This is a genomic window from Duganella aquatilis (assembly GCF_009674565.1).
GTDB classification, from domain to species: domain Bacteria; phylum Pseudomonadota; class Gammaproteobacteria; order Burkholderiales; family Burkholderiaceae_D; genus Rugamonas; species Rugamonas aquatilis.
In genome coordinates this window covers 303,367-319,867 of sequence record NZ_WKJL01000002.1, presented here as the reverse complement: position 1 = coordinate 319,867, position 16,501 = coordinate 303,367, and the positions used below count along the sequence as shown (strand labels likewise).

Annotated in this window: 8 protein-coding genes and 1 riboswitch; of the genes, 5 read left to right on the top strand and 3 right to left on the bottom strand. The window is 65.3% G+C overall.

The genetic code is table 11. From position 1 onward, the window contains the following. Positions 1-75: 75 nt before the first annotated feature. Complete coding sequence (locus tag GJ698_RS05820) at positions 76-2,721, bottom strand: M1 family metallopeptidase (protein ID WP_154356660.1); 2,646 nt, start codon at positions 2,719-2,721, stop codon at positions 76-78. A 255-nt stretch (positions 2,722-2,976) separates the two neighbouring features. Here GJ698_RS05820 and GJ698_RS05815 point away from each other — a divergent pair, with 255 nt between their 5' ends. From GJ698_RS05815 to GJ698_RS05805, 3 genes are read left to right on the top strand one after another with little or no spacing between them, the layout of a single operon-like run. Next, positions 2,977-5,814 carry a TonB-dependent receptor gene (locus tag GJ698_RS05815; RefSeq protein WP_154356659.1) on the top strand — a complete coding sequence of 946 codons (2,838 nt, stop codon included), beginning with the start codon at positions 2,977-2,979 and terminating at the stop codon, positions 5,812-5,814. Positions 5,815-5,866: 52 nt separating this feature from the next. Next, the gene (locus tag GJ698_RS05810; protein ID WP_154356658.1) at positions 5,867-6,493 is read left to right on the top strand and encodes a helix-turn-helix transcriptional regulator; all 627 of its coding nucleotides are present in this window, start codon (positions 5,867-5,869) and stop codon (positions 6,491-6,493) included. A gap of 18 nt (positions 6,494-6,511) precedes the next feature. After that, on the top strand, positions 6,512-7,477 hold the full coding sequence (locus GJ698_RS05805) for a threo-3-hydroxy-L-aspartate ammonia-lyase (protein ID WP_154356657.1): 966 nt from the start codon (positions 6,512-6,514) through the stop codon (positions 7,475-7,477). Between the two features lie 84 nt (positions 7,478-7,561). Here GJ698_RS05805 and GJ698_RS05800 read toward each other — a convergent pair whose 3' ends face one another. After that, positions 7,562-10,357, bottom strand: coding sequence for a valine--tRNA ligase (locus GJ698_RS05800; RefSeq protein WP_154356656.1), 2,796 nt, complete (start codon positions 10,355-10,357; stop codon positions 7,562-7,564). Between the two features lie 121 nt (positions 10,358-10,478). On the opposite strand from GJ698_RS05800, the gene GJ698_RS05795 reads away from it, so the two are divergent. Beyond that, positions 10,479-11,294 carry a crotonase/enoyl-CoA hydratase family protein gene (locus tag GJ698_RS05795; RefSeq protein ID WP_154356655.1) on the top strand — a complete coding sequence of 272 codons (816 nt, stop codon included), beginning with the start codon at positions 10,479-10,481 and terminating at the stop codon, positions 11,292-11,294. Between the two features lie 4 nt (positions 11,295-11,298). Here GJ698_RS05795 and GJ698_RS05790 read toward each other — a convergent pair whose 3' ends face one another. After that, on the bottom strand, positions 11,299-14,289 hold the full coding sequence (locus GJ698_RS05790) for a ligand-binding sensor domain-containing diguanylate cyclase (protein WP_166454808.1): 2,991 nt from the start codon (positions 14,287-14,289) through the stop codon (positions 11,299-11,301). A 143-nt stretch (positions 14,290-14,432) separates the two neighbouring features. Then, positions 14,433-14,546: riboswitch (TPP riboswitch) on the top strand. Between the two features lie 69 nt (positions 14,547-14,615). Here GJ698_RS05790 and thiC point away from each other — a divergent pair. After that, positions 14,616-16,499: a phosphomethylpyrimidine synthase ThiC gene (gene thiC / locus GJ698_RS05785; RefSeq protein ID WP_154356653.1), complete on the top strand. Its 1,884-nt coding sequence runs from the start codon at positions 14,616-14,618 to the stop codon at positions 16,497-16,499. Positions 16,500-16,501 lie beyond the last annotated feature (2 nt).

Sequence of the window (16,501 nt, the reverse complement as noted above, 5' to 3'; positions counted from 1 at the left end):
GAGGTCTCCTATGGTTGTTGTGTGCCAATGATGGCACACACAGGAGCCCTCCGATTAGAGGGCTTCGTCGGTTTCTCAACCTCCAGTGATCTGGTTGGCGGCCTGCACCAGGCGGGCTTTTTCATCGAGACGGAAGCGCGCATAGGCCAGGTTGTCTTCCAGCGTCGAGGTCATGCCCGCGTCCAGATGCGCCTTGATCCATTCCGACATCTGATCCAGCGGCACGCTGCTCCAGTAGACGCCCGGCGCGCTCTTGGCCAGCACGTTGGGACGGTTGCCCGGATTCGCTGCGGTCAGCCGGTCGACATTGGTGGTGAAGGTCTGCCACGACAATTGCGGATTGGCGTCGTTCAGTCCGAACACCAGTCCCAGCCGCAGCACCTCGGCCTGCGCCGGAATCTCCGGCGACAGCGCGATGGCCGCCGCCTGCGCCGCCAGTTGCGGATCGCGCACGCGCATCAGGATCGGATAGTAGCGGCGCACTTCGGTTTCATTGGCGGCGCCCTTGGCCACCGCGTGCAGTTGCTCGAAGGTGGCGGCGTCGGCGTTCTGCGCGACGATGGTCAGGATCATGCTCTGCTCGTCCGGCGTGATGCTCTTGCGGTCCTTCAGGAAGGCGGCAAAGCGTTGCCGCGCCTGCGCCACGATTTCCTGGTCGCCCCAGGCGCCGAGCCGGCCGATGATGCTGCGGCGCAGGCGCTGCACGCCGGCGGTCTCGTCGGCCGCAGGCTGCCAGCCCAGCCGCGTCGCCACCGGTTTCAGCAGCTTGCTGGCGTAGGCCAGGTAGGCGGCATGGCCGGGCGTGCCGCGCTCGGCCTGTTCCACCGTCGACAGCGCTTCAATGATCTGGTTCCAGGCCCGCTCGTTGGGATCGTCGCCCATGGCGGCCACCAGCGACAGGTAGGAAGCCAGCGGCTGCGTGCCTTGCTCCACCTGCGCCCACTGGTCGTCCAGCAGCGCGATGCGGTCGCCGGCCGGCATGCTGCGGAATTGCTGGGCGTTGGTGCGCAGCGTGGCGTCGTCGTAGGCGGTGCGGAAGAAGCCGTCGGCGCCGGCGTTGATGCTCAGCGCCTGGTCGCAGCGGCCGGCCGCCACGCGTTGGCCTGGTTCGGTAAACAGCAGCGATTGCGGCTGGGCGTCGGCGCCGATGCGCATGCGCAGCGGCACGTTCCAGTGCTGGTGTGCGGTGTCGCTGCCTTGCAGCAGGAAGCGCTGTTGCGTCAGCTGGATGGTGCGCGCGCCGGCGACGTCGCAGGTGGCGGCCACCGAAACGATCGGGAAGCCTGGCTGGTTGATCCACAGGTGCGCCAGCGCGCCGATATCGCTGCCGCTGGCCTTGCTCAAGGCGTTCCACAGGTCGACGCTGGTGGCGTTGGAATAGGCGCGGTCCTTCATGTAGGCGCGGATGCCGGTGCGGAAGGTGTCCGGGCCGATGTACGCTTCCAGCATGCGCAACACCGCCTGGCCCTTGTTGTAGATGATCAGGCCGTCGGCGCCGTTCTCCGGCGCCAGTTCGTCGATGACCGGGTTGTGCACCGGCTTCGAATCGATGCGGGCGTCGACGCGCATCGCTGCTTCCTTGCCGCCGTCTTCCTGCTCGCGCACATGCCAGGTCGGATTGCGCATCTCGGTTTCCTTGGCGGTGAGCCAGGAGGCAAAGCTTTCGTTGAGCCAGATGTCATCCCACCAGCCCATGGTCACCAGGTCGCCGAACCACTGGTGCGCCATCTCGTGCGCCTCGATGCTGAACACCAGCTGGCGGTTGTCGATGGTGGAGGCCGGCGTCAGTAATAAAGTCTGGTCGTTGTAGGTGATCGCGCCCCAGTTTTCCATCGCGCCCTGGAAGCCGCCCGGCACGGCGATGGCGTCCAGCTTGGGCAGCGGGAACGGGTGGTCGAAATACTCGTTGTAATCGAGCAGGATCTGGCGCGCATTGCTCAGCGCCACGGCGCCGTTCTGTTCCTGGCCGCGCACCGCCCACACGTTGATGTCGGTGTTGCCGGCCTTGGTGCTGATGCTGGCCATGTCGCCGCTGGTGAGCTCGATCAGGTAGGACGGCATCTTCGGCGAGCGCGCGAAGCTGGTGGTGGCGGTGTTGCCGCTCACCGTGCGTTTGGTCACCGGCATGTTGGAGATCGACACCCACTTGGCCGGCGTGGTGGTGGTCAGCTGGAAGGTCGAACGGAACGCCGGCTCGTCCCAGCACGGGAACATGCGGCGCGCATCGGTGGCTTCGAACTGGGTCGACAGCAGGATGTCCTTGCTGCCGTCCGGTTTGACGAACGGCTGGGCGAACAGGCCGCGCGGGCCGGTCTCGATCTTGGCGGTGTAGGCCAGCGTCAGCGTGTGGTTGCCGGGCGCGGCCGGCTTGGGCAGGGTGACGGAGACGATCTGGCGCTTGGCGTCGATCACCGTGCTCTTGACCGGCTTGCCGTCAAAGCGCACCTGCTGGAAGCGCATGTCGATGGCGTTGAACTGGATGGTGGCGCTGGCTTCGCGGAACAGCAGCTCGACGGTTTCCTTGCCGCGCAGCGTGCGCTTGTCCACGTCGGGCACGATGCTGACGTCGTAGTTGACGGGGATGACGTTCTTCGGCAAATGCCCGGGCGCCTGGTCGAACGAGAACGGGGCTTGCTGCGGCGCGGGCGCGGCCGATGCAGCATTCAACAGCAGCGCGGCGGCGCTGGCAAGCAGGGTACGGGGCAAAAGCAAACTGTGCATAACGAAGACATCTCCTGAAGGCGCGTGAAGTAAATCCGACTAAATCTATGCCGGAAATATCGCCATCGTCAACCGTTGTTGCAGAGTTTGTGTTTGATGCGTGCAGATTCACTAAACACAACGATGCTTGCATGTTGCATTTGACATGCGAATTTCGCATACCTATATTTTATTCGATCTAAACCGTTTAGCACGCTGCAGGACGCTGCGCGTATCCATCTGAAAGGTATTTAATAATCTAAAAAGGGAGTTTTGATGTCCAGAAATTTGAAAGCTATTCCGCTGGCGATCACGCAACTGATCACTGCCGGCGCGTTTTCGGCTGCCTTCATTTCACCGGCGATGGCGCAGGCGGACGCGCAGGCCGAGTCGCCGATCACCAAGGTTGAAATCACCGGCAGTTTCATTCGCCGCGCCGACGCGGAAACGCCCAGCCCGGTGCAGGTGCTGACGGCCGCCGATCTGAAAAACTCGGGCTACACCTCGGTGGCCGATGTGCTGCAACACATCACCGCCAATGGCGCCGGCACGCTGAGCCAGACCTTCTCGGGCGGCTTCGCGGCCGGCGGCGCCGGCATCTCGCTGCGCGGCCTGAACGACAACGCCACGCTGGTGCTGATCGACGGCCACCGCATGGCGCCGTATCCGCTGGCGGATGACGGCTCGCGCTCGTTCGTCGACATTTCCAATATTCCGTTCGATTCGGTCGAGCGCATCGAGATCCTGAAGGACGGCGCTTCGGCCGTCTACGGTTCGGACGCGATGGCCGGCGTGGTCAACGTCATCCTGAAGAAAAACCTGACCGGCACATTCCTCTCGGCCGAGGGCGGCCGGGCGACCCAGGGCGGCGGCCAGACCAGCCACGCCACCATCACGCACGGCCTGGGCGATCTCGACAAGGACGGCTACAACGCCTACTTCAGCGCCGAGTACCGCCACCAGGATTCGATCCGCTACAACCAGCGCGCCGACGGCGGCACCTGGCAGGCGTTGGACATGTCGGCTTACGGCGGCAGCAACAAGGCCACCGGCGTCATCACGCCGCAGAACACCGCGCCGCTGACCTTGTCGCCATACTTCCTGAATCCGAATGTGACGCGCGTACCGGGCGCCAACAACAGCGCCGCCTTCGGCTTCTTCCCCGGCTCGGCCTGCAGCAGCTACGCGCAACTGGCGTCGGGCGGCTGCGCCTATGACGATCCGTACAAGGAAATCCAGCCGAAGACCGAGAACATCAACCTGATCGCCAGCCTGACCAAGAACCTCGGCAACGGCTGGCAGGCGGACTTCAAGGCCTCCATGTTCGAGAGCAAGGTGCGCCTGCCGCAGGGCTTCACCAACTTCCCGTCGGCATACGGCCAGCAGCTGGAAATGATGTCCGGCGTGCCGCCGCACTACCTGGCTGGCACCGCGATTCCGACGATACGCGTGCCGGCCAATTATCCGGGCAATCCGTTCGGCGTCGCCGCCATCCTGCGCGGCCCGATTCCCGGCGCACCGGACCGCAACATCACCACCGACTCCAAGGCCTACCGCCTGGTGGCGGACGTGACCGGCAACTGGGCGTCGTGGGATATCGACGCCTCGATCGGCTACACGCGCAACAACCTGGACCGCAACAGCACGGGCAACCTGAACGTGCCGGCGCTGAACGCGGCGCTGAACCGTGCGACCAATCCTTACCTGGTGTACGGCCAGAACACGCCGGAAGACATGGCCGCCATCTTCCGCAACGTGTCCTCGTACGATACTTCGGAACTGGACTTCGCCGAGCTGCACGGCTCGCGTTCGGTGGCCACGCTGCCAGGGGGCGACCTGATGGTCAGTATCGGCGCCGAAACCTTCAAGACCAAGCTGTCGGCGCCGGCCATGCCTAACGCCGACGGCAACACCAACGGCGCCTATGCCTTCGGTTCCGAGACCGCCAGCTCGGCCTACATGGAATTCGTGGCGCCGGTGCTGAAGAACCTGGAAATCGACGGCGCCGTGCGTTTCGACCACTACAGCCTGGCCGGCAATTCGACCACGCCTAAGCTGGCGTTCAAGTACATGCCGACCGACGCCATCGCCTTGCGCGGCACGCTGTCGAAAGGCTTCCGCGCGCCGGGGCCGGCCGAGAACGGCAACTCCGCCAGCAGCGGCGGCGTCGGCAGCAACGCCGATCCGATCTTGTGCGCCTCCGGCTACCAGGCCAATGGCCAGTATCCGCGCGGCACCGTGATCGCTTCGTGTAACGAATCGCTGATCGGCCTGACCACCACCAATCCCGACCTGAAGCCGGAGAAATCGGTGTCCGCCACGCTGGGCCTGATCCTGGAACCGGTCAAGGGCTGGAGCACGGCGATCGACCTGTACCAGATCACCGTCAAGGACCAGATCGTCGGCGGCCCGCTGTCCGGCACGCCGGTACGCAACTCGCCGGAGCCTAGCGATTGCGCCGACGGCAACGGCGGCACCTACACCTGCACGCCAAGCGTGGGCCGCATCGCGTATTACCCAGCGACGCCGATCAACGCCAACAGCACCCGCACGCGCGGCATGGAATTCGACACCCGCTACCGCTTCAACCTGGGCGACTACGGCCGCTTGAAAACCGAGTTCCAGTTCGCCCACGCGTTCAGCTACGTGATGAACATCGGCGGCGTGGCGTATGAGCTGGCCGGCGGCCACGGTCCGGCAGGCATTGGCGCCGACACCGCCAATCCGAAGGACCGCGCGCAGCTGGAGCTGACCTGGGAGAAGGGCAAGTGGGATGTCGCCACCACCTTCCACTGGATTTCCAGCTACAACCTGACCGACCCGACCAGCGGCCAGCTGACCTGCGCGGACGGCGGCACCATGAACGGCATTTTCCCGGAGGGGAATACGCCTGAGCAGTTCTGCAAGGTGCACTCCTTCCTGGAAACCGACCTGTCGGCGCATTACAAGCTGGACAAGCAGTGGACCTTCCACGCTTCGGTGACCAACCTGTTCAACCAGGCGCCGCCGGTGGACGTCAGCACCTACGGCAGCGGCCGGCCATACAATCTGTCGCTGCACTCGGCCGGTGCGATTGGTCGCTTCGTCAACGTGGGCGTGAACTACACGTTCTGACCGTTTTGATCTAAAACTGCACATATTATCTAAAATAAGATAATATGTGCAGATGAAAAAAACAGCTGAACATCAGAATCTGCTCGCGCAGATGCAGCAAGTCGCGGAAGGGCTGGGCAAAACGCTCGCGCCTTTCTGCGAAGTCGTGCTGCACGACCTGACCGAGCCGGAGCACGCCATCCTGGCGATCCACAACAACCTGTCGGGCCGCGACGTCGGCGCGCCGGCGACCGAGCTGGGCCTCGCACGCGCTGCCGATCCGGCGTTCGAGCAGGTCATCGCCAACTATCCCAACACCTTCCCCGACGGCCGCCTGGCCAAGAGCACCTCGATCGGCATCAAGGACAGCCAGGGCCATTACATCGCCGCGCTGTGCCTGAATGTGGACCTGACCGTGTTCCGCAGCCTGAACACCATGCTGACGCAATTCGGCAGCGTGGACACGGCCGCCGCCGTCACGGAAACCATGGCGCCGAGCGGCGCCGACGCCATCCGCCAGCGCATCGACCAGTTCGCCGCACGCCTTGGCACCACGCCGCGCGCGCTGAAGTCCGACGAGCGCAAGGCGTTGATGCGCGAGCTGAAGGAATCCGGCCTGAGCGAAGTGCGCCGCGCGATGGACATCGTCGCCGCCTATCTCAACGTCTCCCGCGCCACCGTCTACAACGATGCGCGCTAATCCACTACAGGAAAAATCATGAGTGAACTGAAACTGCCTACTTTTGAAGACGTGGTTGCCGCATCCGAGCGGATTGCCGGCGTGGCCCACCGCACGCCGGTGCTGACCTCGACCACGGCGAATACCGAGCTGGGCGCGGAAATCTTCTTCAAGTGTGAAAACTTCCAGCGCATGGGCGCGTTCAAATTCCGCGGCGGCTACAATTCGCTGGCCAAGTTCACGCCGGAGCAGCGCAAGGCGGGCGTGGTGGCTTTCTCGTCGGGCAATCACGCGCAGGCGGTGGCTTTGTCGGCCAAGCTGCTGGGCATTCCGGCGACCATCGTCATGCCGCACGACGCCCCGGCCGCCAAGATCGCCGCGACACGCGGCTACGGCGCGCAAGTGGTGATCTACGACCGCTACACGGAAGACCGCGAACAGATCGGCCGCGACCTGGCCGCCAAGCACGGCCTGACGCTGATCCCGCCGTACGACCATGCGGACGTGATCGCCGGGCAGGGCACGGCGGCAAAGGAATTATTGGAAGAGGTGGGACGCCTGGACTATGTATTCGCGCCCTTGGGCGGCGGCGGTCTGCTGAGCGGGACAGCGCTGGCAACGCGCGCATTGTCGCCGGCGGCAAAGATCTACGGCGTGGAGCCGGAAGCCGGCAACGACGGCCAGCAATCGTTCCGCAGCGGCAGCATCGTGCACATCGAAACGCCGAAGACGATTGCCGACGGCGCGCAAACCCAGCACCTGGGCAATTTGACGTTCCCGATCATCCAGCGCGACGTGGACGACATCCTGACGGTGAGCGACGAACAGCTGCGCGCTGAAATGCGCTTCATCGCCGCACGCATGAAAATGGTGATTGAACCGACCGGCGGCCTGGGGCTGGCCGCCGCACGCGCCATAAAAACCCAACTGCAAGGCAAGCGCATCGGCATCATCATCAGCGGGGGCAATGTGGACATTGCCCGCTACGCCGAACTACTGGCCTGAGACCCGCAAGCCAAGCGATACGCATGCCGTACCGCTTAGGGGTCTGACCCCGTACGGGGTCAGACCCCACCTGGCCGTGTGGGTTTAGGCGGGTGGCAACTTGGCAATCTGCTCGCGCATCTTGTCCAGCGTCGCCGAGAAGTTGGCCACGCGTTCCTTCTCCTGCGCCACCACTTCCGCCGGCGCACGCGCCACAAAGCTCTCATTCGACAGCTTGCCGTTAGCCTTGTTGATCTCGCCTTCCAGACGCGCGATCTCCTTGCTCAGACGCTCACGCTCGGCCTTGACGTCGATCTCCACCTTCAGCATCAGCTTGGTCGTACCGACCACCGCCACCGCCGCAGGCGAATCCGGCAGCGCATCGACAATCTGCACCTCGGCCAGCTTGCCCAGCGCCTGGATGTACTGTGCGCACAGCGCCAGCGCTTCCTTGTCGGCCGCATTGCCCGGCTCGACGATCAGCGGCACGCGCAGCGACGGCGCCAGTTGCATTTCACCGCGCAGATTACGGGTCGCATCGATCAGCGCCTTCAGCTGCTGCATCCACGCCTCGGCCGACTCATCGATGTTGGCGGTATTCGCGATCGGATACGGTTGCAGCATGATCGAATCGCCGGTCTTGCCGGCCAGCGGCGCAACCGCCTGCCACAGCGCTTCGGTCACAAACGGGATCACCGGATGCGCCAGGCGCAGCACCACTTCCAGCACGCGCAGCAGCGTGTGGCGGGTCGCGCGTTGCTGACCTTCAGTACCGTTCTGTACCTGCACCTTGGCCACTTCCAGATACCAGTCGCAGTACTCGTCCCACACGAACTTGTAGATGGTCGAGGCGATGTTGTCGAAGCGGTAGTCTTCGAAGCCCTTGGCCACATCCAGCTCGGCCTTTTGCAGCAGCGAGATGATCCACTTGTCGGCGTTCGACAGGTCGGCCTCGGAAGCCGAGCAGTCCTTGCCTTCGGTATTCATCAGCACGAAGCGGGTGGCGTTCCACAGCTTGTTGCAGAAGTTGCGGTAGCCTTCGGCGCGGCCCAGGTCGAAGTTGATGTTGCGGCCCAGCGAGGCGTACGAGGCCATCGTGAAGCGCACCGCATCGGTGCCATAGGCGGCGATACCTTCCGGGAATTCCTTGCGGGTGGCCTTGGCGATCTTCTCGGCCGCTTTCGGGTTCATCAGGCCGGTGGTGCGTTTCTCCACCAGCGCTTCGACGCCGATGCCGTCGATCAGGTCGATCGGGTCCAGCGTGTTGCCCTTGGACTTGGACATCTTCTGGCCCTGCGAGTCGCGCACCAGGCCGTGCACGTACACGGTCTCGAACGGCACCTTGCCGGTGAAGTGCAGGGTGAACATCACCATGCGCGCCACCCAGAAGAAGATGATGTCGAAGCCGGTCACCAGCACCGACGATGGCAGGAAGGCCTTCAGGTCCGGGGTTTCTTCCGGCCAGCCCAGGGTCGAGAACGGCACCAGCGCGGACGAGAACCAGGTGTCCAGCACGTCGTTGTCGCGGCGCAGCGGCGTGGTGACGCCTTGCGCGGCGGCCTTGGCGACCGCTTCCGCTTCGGTCTTGGCGACGTAGATGTTGCCGTTGTCGTCGTACCAGGCCGGAATCTGGTGGCCCCACCACAGCTGACGCGAGATGCACCAGTCCTGGATGTTGTTCAGCCACTGGTTGTAGGTGTTGCTCCAGTTTTCAGGGACGAACTTGATGTCGCCGCTGGCGACTTTTTCCAGCGCCGTTTCGGCGATCGATTTGCCCGGGAAGAAAGTGCCTTCCGGCGCCGGCTTGCTCATGGCGACGAACCACTGGTCGGTCAGCATCGGCTCGATGACGACGCCGGTACGGTCGCCGCGCGGCACCATCAGCTTGTGCGGCTTGACTTCGACCAGCAGGCCCTGCGCTTCCAGGTCGGCGACGATCTGCTTGCGGGCGGCGAAGCGGTCCATGCCGCGATAGGCTTCCGGCGCGTCGTCGGTGATCTTGGCTTCCAGCGTCAGGATCGACGGCATCGCCAGCTTGTGGCGCTGGCCGACGGCGTAGTCGTTGAAGTCGTGCGCCGGCGTGATCTTCACGCAGCCGGTGCCGAAGGCCTTGTCGACGTATTCGTCGGCGATGATCGGGATTTCGCGGCCGACCAGCGGCAGCGTCAGCATCTTGCCGACCAGCGCCTGGTAGCGTTCGTCGGTTGGATCGACCGCCACGGCGACGTCGCCCAGCATGGTTTCAGGACGGGTGGTGGCGACGGTCAGCGAGCCGCTGCCATCGGCCAGCGGGTACTTGATGTACCACATCGAGCCGTCTTCTTCTTCCGACACCACTTCCAGGTCGGAGACGGCGGTGCCCAGCACCGGGTCCCAGTTGACCAGGCGCTTGCCGCGGTAGATCAGGCCTTGCTCGTGCAGACGGACGAAGACGTCGGTCACCACTTTCGAGCGCGTCTCGTCCATGGTGAAGTATTCGCGCTGCCAGTCCGGCGAGGCGCCCAGGCGGCGCATCTGGCCGGTGATGGTGGAGCCGGATTTTTCTTTCCACTCCCACACCTTCTTGATGAACTCTTCGCGGCCGAGGTCGTGGCGCGAGATTTTCTGCGCGTCGAGCTGGCGCTCCACGACGATTTGCGTGGCGATGCCGGCGTGGTCGGTGCCGGGGATCCAGGCGGTGTTATGGCCCAGCATGCGGTGGTAGCGGGTCAGGCCATCCATGATGGTCTGGTTGAAGGCATGGCCCATGTGCAGGGTGCCGGTGACGTTCGGCGGCGGCAGCTGGATGCTGAAAGAAGGCTTGCCGGCGTCGAGGGTGGCGGTGTAATAACCGCGCGATTCCCACTCGGTACGCCAGAACTGTTCAATGTCGGCAGGCTCGAAAGACTTGGCTAATTCCATGATATGGCTGATATATTTTAGTAAATGCGTTTGCGGAGACAGCCATTATAGATGACGCAGCCCCTGCTGCGCATTATTGTGGCAGTGGCAAAATATCATCATTACAACGAGGAGACCTGGCATGCCTGACTTTGAAACATTGACGCTGAGTGTGGAAGACAAGATCGCGACGGTGCGGCTGAACCGGCCGGACAAGCTGAATGCGATGAATGCGGCGATGTGGAACGATATCCGCAGCGCCTTCCGTTACATCGATGAGACGCCGGAGATCCGCGTGGCGATCCTGGAAGGCGAGGGCAAGGCCTTCACCGCCGGCATCGATCTGCAGATGATGATGGGCGTCGGCGCGCAGGTGCGCGACGATTGCGACGGCCGCACGCGCGAGAACCTGCGCCGCGTGATCCTCGATCTGCAGGATACGCTGACCAGTCTGGAACGCTGCCGCAAGCCGGTGCTGGCCGCCGTGCACGGCGCCTGCGTCGGCGGCGGCATCGATCTGATCTGCTGCGCCGACATGCGCTACTGCTCGGTCGACGCCTGGTTCACCGTCAAGGAAATCGATATCGGCATGGTGGCCGATGTCGGCACGCTGCAACGCCTGCCGCGGCTGATCGGCGACGGCATGGCGCGCGAGCTGGCCTACACCGCGCGCAAGTTCGACGCCGCCGAGGCCAAGGACATGCGCCTGGTGAACCGCGTGTTCGAATCGCCGGAGGCGTTGCGCGCCGGCGTGCGCGAGATCGCCGCCGGCATCGCCGCCAAGTCGCCGCTGTCGGTGCGCGGCGTCAAGGAGATGATCAACTACGCCCGCGACCACAGCGTCGCCGACGGCCTCAACTACGTCGCCACCTGGAACGCCGCCATGCTGATGTCGGCCGACCTGCAGGCGGCGATGATGGCCGGCATGAGCAAGACCACGCCGCAGTTCAAGGACTAGCCGGCTAGTCGGCCAGGCGCCAGCTGTCGCGGCCGGTCGCCTTGGCTTCGTACAGGGCGACGTCGGCGCGCTTGTACAGCTGCTCGTGGCTGTCGCCCTCGCGGTAGACGGCGGCGCCGATGCTGGCGCTGATGGCGATCATGGCATCGCCATGCGGCAGCGGTGACGCCAGGTTGGCCAGGATGCGCGTGCACACCGGTTCCAGCGTCTCGCTGTTGTTGGTATGGCTCAGCAGCACGGCGAATTCGTCGCCGCCCAGGCGGAAAGGCCGGTCGGCCTCGCGCACCGCCGCGCGCAGATGGTCGGCGGTGGCGGCCAGCAGCGCGTCGCCGGCGTCGTGGCCATAGGTGTCGTTGACCGGCTTGAAGCGGTCCAGGTCGATCAGCAGCAGCGTGAACGCCGGGCCGCCGCGCTCGGCCTGCGCCACCAGATGGCGCAATTCGTCGTTGAACAGGCGGCGGTTGGCCAGGCCGGTGAGCGGATCGCCGTAAGCCAGCGTTTCCAGCTGCGCCTGGGTGGCGCGCAGTTCGGCGGTGCGCGCCTCGACCATCGCTTCCAGTTCGCGCTGGCGGCGGCGCAGGAAGGCGGTGCGCGCCTGCACCAGGCCGGCGCCCAGCACCAGCACCAGCGCGATCATCGCCAGCCGCGCCACCGGCTCCTGGTGCCAGGCCGGCAGCACCCGCACCGGCACCTCCAGCGGCGCGGCCCACTCGCCGTTGCGGTTGGAGCCGCGCAGTTGCAGCACATAGTCGCCCGGCGGCAGGTTGTTGTAGCTGGCGCGGCGCGAGGTGGCCTCGCTGTCGACCCAGTGGCGGTCGAAGCCTTTCAGCTGGTAGGCGTAGCGGTTGCGCTCCGGCGCCGAGTAGTCGAGCGCGGCAAACTCCACCGAAAAGCCGCGTTCGCGCGCGGCGGTGGTCACGGTGATCGGCGCGGCCTTGCCGGCCAGGCCCGCGTTATACGGGCCGATCGGGATTTCCTTGTCGTTCAGCTGGATGCGCGTGACCACCACCGGCGGCGTGTAGTGCCAGTCGACCAGCGCCTTCGGCCGCACCACGGTCAGGCCGGACAGGCCGCCGAACACCAGTTCGCCCGCCGGGGTGACGGCGCCGGCATTGGTCCAGTAGGTCGGCACGTCCACGCCTTCGCCGGGACCAAGCGCCCGCACCGCCAGCGAACGGGGATCGATGCGCGCCAGGCCGGCGTCGGTGCTGGCCCAGACCATGCCCTGGGCGTCCTGCAGCAGCTTGTTGGCGCCGCTGTCGGGCAGGCCCTGTTGCATGCCGATGCGGCGGAAGCGGCGCCGGCCGTCGGCGTCGGTGCGTTCCAGGATCACGACGCCGGTGCCGAAATTCGACAGCCACAGGCGGCCCTGCTGATCCAGCATCAACGACGACACATAGCCGGGCGGCAGCCGGTCCGGCGTCGTCAGGTCGGTGGGGATGGCCTCGACCGCGTCGGCGCTGACGCGCGCCAGGCCGGTGCGGGTGCCGACCCAGATGTTGTCGCCGGCCGGCAGGATGGCGGTCACGCGCGCATCGCCGAGGTTTTTTTCTTCGTGCCGCAGCAGGCGCGGCGCCGCGCCGGGCGTCAGGTCGAAGCCCCACAGGCCGTCCAGGCCGCCCAGCCACAGCGTGTTGCCGGCCACCGCCAGCGCATAGATTTCCTCCTCGGGCCGCCGCTGCGGCAGCAGCACCCGCTGCACGCTGCGGCCATCGGCGCTGGCGCGGAACAGGCCATGCTGGGTGCCGAGGTAGACGTCGCCGTCGGGACCGGTCACCAGCGTCAGCACGCGGCCCTGCGGCAGGCCGGTGCCGGCGGCCAGGCTGCCGCTGTAGCCCTGGTAGGGATCGATGATGTCGATGCCGCCGCTGATCATGCCGAGCCACAGCCGGCCGTCGGGCGCGACCATCACGCCGGGCACGCTGGCGACGCCGCTGCGGGCGGCGTTCACATGGCGGATGGTGGTCACGGCGCGCGGCTGCGGCGCGTGCTGGCTGATGCCGGCCATGTCGGAGGCGTAGATGATGCCGCTGCGTTCCATGAACATGGCCATCACGTCGTTGTCGGCCAGGCTGTCCGGCGTGTCGGTGCGGTGGCGGATGCGGCGCGAGGTATGGTGCTCGACGTCGAGCACCACGATGCCGCCGTTGGCGCCGTCGGTGCCGACCCAGATTTCGCCTGGCGCCGCTTCGATAATGGCCGAGATGCGTTCATTCTGTAGCGAGGATTGCGGCCCGCTTTCCAGCACCGGCGCCGCCACCGCCGCGCCGGGCGCGAGCAGGAAGGCGCCGCTGGTGCGGCTGCCGATCCACAGGCGGCCGGCGCTGTCCTTGCGCAGCACGCCGATGGCGATGCCGGACTTGCCGGCCAGCGGCACCGGCCGCGCCGGCTGGTCTTGCTGCAATTGGAACAGGCCGCGCCGGGTGCCGGCCCACAGCGTGCCGTCGGCGTCGCGCGCCAGGGCGTCGATGCCGCCTTCGGGCAGGGCGGCGGCGCCCCAGCTGTCGCCGCGGCGGCTGAAGCGGCCGTCGGCGGCCAGATGGTCGAGGCCGCTGCCGGTGGCGATCCACAGGCCGCCTTCGCCGTCGTCGGTCATGGCGGCCACGCGCGGGTCGCGCAGGCCGGTGGGGGAGGCGCGGTAGCGCACGAAGTTGTCGTGTTCCGGATCGTAGCGCGCCAGGCCGCCGGAATTCATGCCGACCCAGAGGCGGCCCCGGCTGTCCACGTGGACGCTGATGATGTAGCTGTCGGGCAGGGCGTCGTCGCGGGCGTCGGCCACGTACTTGACGTGGCGGTTGCCGTCCCAGCGCGTCAGGCCGGACTGGGTGCCGATCCACAGAAAGCCCTGGGCGTCCTGGGCGAAACACAGGCCGCTGCTGATGTCGTTGTGCGCATAGCGCTTGAAGGCGGTGTGGGTCATGCCGGCCCAGCGTTCGCCGGGCGCGGCGCGCACCGGCACCCCCTGCATCAGCAGGCAGAGCAGGAGGCTCAGCAAGGCGAAAATGCGCGGCAGGATGTTGGGTCGGTGACAATTGCTATATGGCATCAGACAACTATACCTGAGTGTCCGCGCCGAGAATGTAGGATTTTTGCCACTTTTCGAACGGCGGGCGTATAATCGGCGCGCTGCCGCAAGGTAGCACACGCTAGGGGTCCTGCGTCGCGCATCTTGGATATGCGCGACGCGGGTGAGAAATACCCTCCGAACCTGATCTGGATAATGCCAGCGAAGGGAAGCTCAGGATGCCGCCGCACCACGCATGGGTGCGGACTGTCGTCCTCCCTCCTTTGCTGGCTCCTGTAGCCCAACAAAGGAGCCAAATGAACGCCAACCCGAAATTCGTGTCCGCCACCGCAACGGTGGACGAGGCAGCGATTCAGCCACTACCCAATTCCCGCAAGATCTACGTGCAAGGCAGCCGCGCCGATATCCGCGTGCCGATGCGCCAGGTGTCGCAGGCCGACACGCCGGCGTCGTTCGGCTTCGAGGCCAATCCGCCAGTCTACGTCTACGACACCTCCGGCCCGTACACCGATCCGGACGCGCGGATCGACATCCGCTCCGGCCTGGCCGACACGCCGCGCCTGCCGTGGATACTGGAGCGCGACGACACCGAGGAACTGGACGGCCCGACCTCCGTCTACGGCAAGGCGCGCCTGGCCGATCCGGCGCTGGCAGAGCTGCGCTTCAACCTGCACCGCCGGCCGCGCCGTGCGCGCGAAGGCAAAAACGTCACGCAGATGCATTACGCCCGCCAGGGCATCATCACGCCGGAGATGGAGTTCGTCGCCATCCGCGAAAACCTGCGCCGCAAGGAGTACATCGAGAGCCTGAAGGCGTCCGGCCCGATGGGCCAGCGGCTGGCCGACCTGATGGGCCGCCAGCATCCGGGACAGAACTACGGCGCCAGCATTCCCGATGAGATCACGGCGGAATTCGTGCGCTCGGAAATCGCCCGTGGCCGCGCCATCATCCCGGCCAACATCAACCATCCGGAAGTGGAGCCGATGATCATCGGCCGCAATTTCCTGGTCAAGATCAACGCCAACATCGGCAACTCGGCGGTGACGTCGTCGATCGGCGAGGAGGTCGAGAAGATGACCTGGTCGATCCGCTGGGGTGGTGATACCGTGATGGACCTGTCGACCGGCAAGCACATCCACGAAACGCGCGAGTGGATCATCCGTAATTCGCCTGTACCTATCGGCACGGTGCCGATTTACCAGGCGCTGGAAAAGGTCAACGGCAAGGCCGAAGACCTGACCTGGGAAATCTTCCGCGACACGCTGATCGAGCAGGCGGAGCAGGGCGTCGACTACTTCACCATCCACGCCGGCGTGCTGCTGCGCTATGTGCCGCTGACGGCCAAGCGCATGACGGGCATCGTCTCGCGCGGCGGTTCGATCATGGCCAAGTGGTGCCTGGCGCATCACAAGGAATCGTTCCTGTACACGCATTTTGAAGACATCTGCGCAATCATGAAGGCGTATGACGTGTCGTTCTCGCTGGGCGACGGCCTGCGTCCGGGATCGATCTACGACGCCAACGACGAGGCGCAGCTGGGCGAGCTGAAAACGCTGGGCGAGCTGACGCAGATCGCCTGGAAGCACGACGTGCAGGTGATGATCGAAGGTCCGGGCCACGTGCCGATGCAGCTGATTAAAGAGAACATGGATTTGCAGCTGGAGCAGTGCCACGAGGCGCCGTTCTACACGCTGGGGCCTTTGACCACCGATATCGCGCCGGGCTATGACCACATCACCTCCGGCATCGGCGCGGCGCAGATCGGCTGGTATGGCACGGCCATGCTGTGCTATGTGACGCCGAAGGAGCACCTGGGCCTGCCGGACAAGAACGACGTCAAGGACGGCATCATCACGTACAAGATCGCGGCGCATGCGGCGGATCTGGCCAAGGGACATCCGGGGGCGCAGATTCGCGACAACGCGCTGTCCAAGGCGCGCTTTGAATTCCGCTGGGATGACCAGTTCAATCTGGGACTGGATCCGGACAAGGCGCGCGAATTCCATGACGAGACCTTGCCCAAGGATTCGGCCAAGGTGGCGCATTTCTGCTCGATGTGCGGGCCGCATTTCTGTTCGATGAAGATCACGCAGGAGGTGCGCGCGTATGCGGAGAACGGCATGCAGGTCAAGGCGGTGGAGTTCATCAGGAACGGCGCCGAGTTGTATAGCAAGGCCTGACC

Excerpts from the sequence above, each read along its gene's own strand:
- GJ698_RS05820 (WP_154356660.1), bottom strand. The coding sequence starts at position 2,721 with ATGCACAGTTTGCTTTTGCCCCGTACCCTGCTTGCCAGCGCCGCCGCG.
- GJ698_RS05815 (WP_154356659.1), top strand. The coding sequence starts at position 2,977 with ATGTCCAGAAATTTGAAAGCTATTCCGCTGGCGATCACGCAACTGATC.
- GJ698_RS05810 (WP_154356658.1), top strand. The coding sequence starts at position 5,867 with ATGAAAAAAACAGCTGAACATCAGAATCTGCTCGCGCAGATGCAGCAA.
- GJ698_RS05805 (WP_154356657.1), top strand. The coding sequence starts at position 6,512 with ATGAGTGAACTGAAACTGCCTACTTTTGAAGACGTGGTTGCCGCATCC.
- GJ698_RS05800 (WP_154356656.1), bottom strand. The coding sequence starts at position 10,357 with ATGGAATTAGCCAAGTCTTTCGAGCCTGCCGACATTGAACAGTTCTGG.
- GJ698_RS05795 (WP_154356655.1), top strand. The coding sequence starts at position 10,479 with ATGCCTGACTTTGAAACATTGACGCTGAGTGTGGAAGACAAGATCGCG.
- thiC (WP_154356653.1), top strand. The coding sequence starts at position 14,616 with ATGAACGCCAACCCGAAATTCGTGTCCGCCACCGCAACGGTGGACGAG.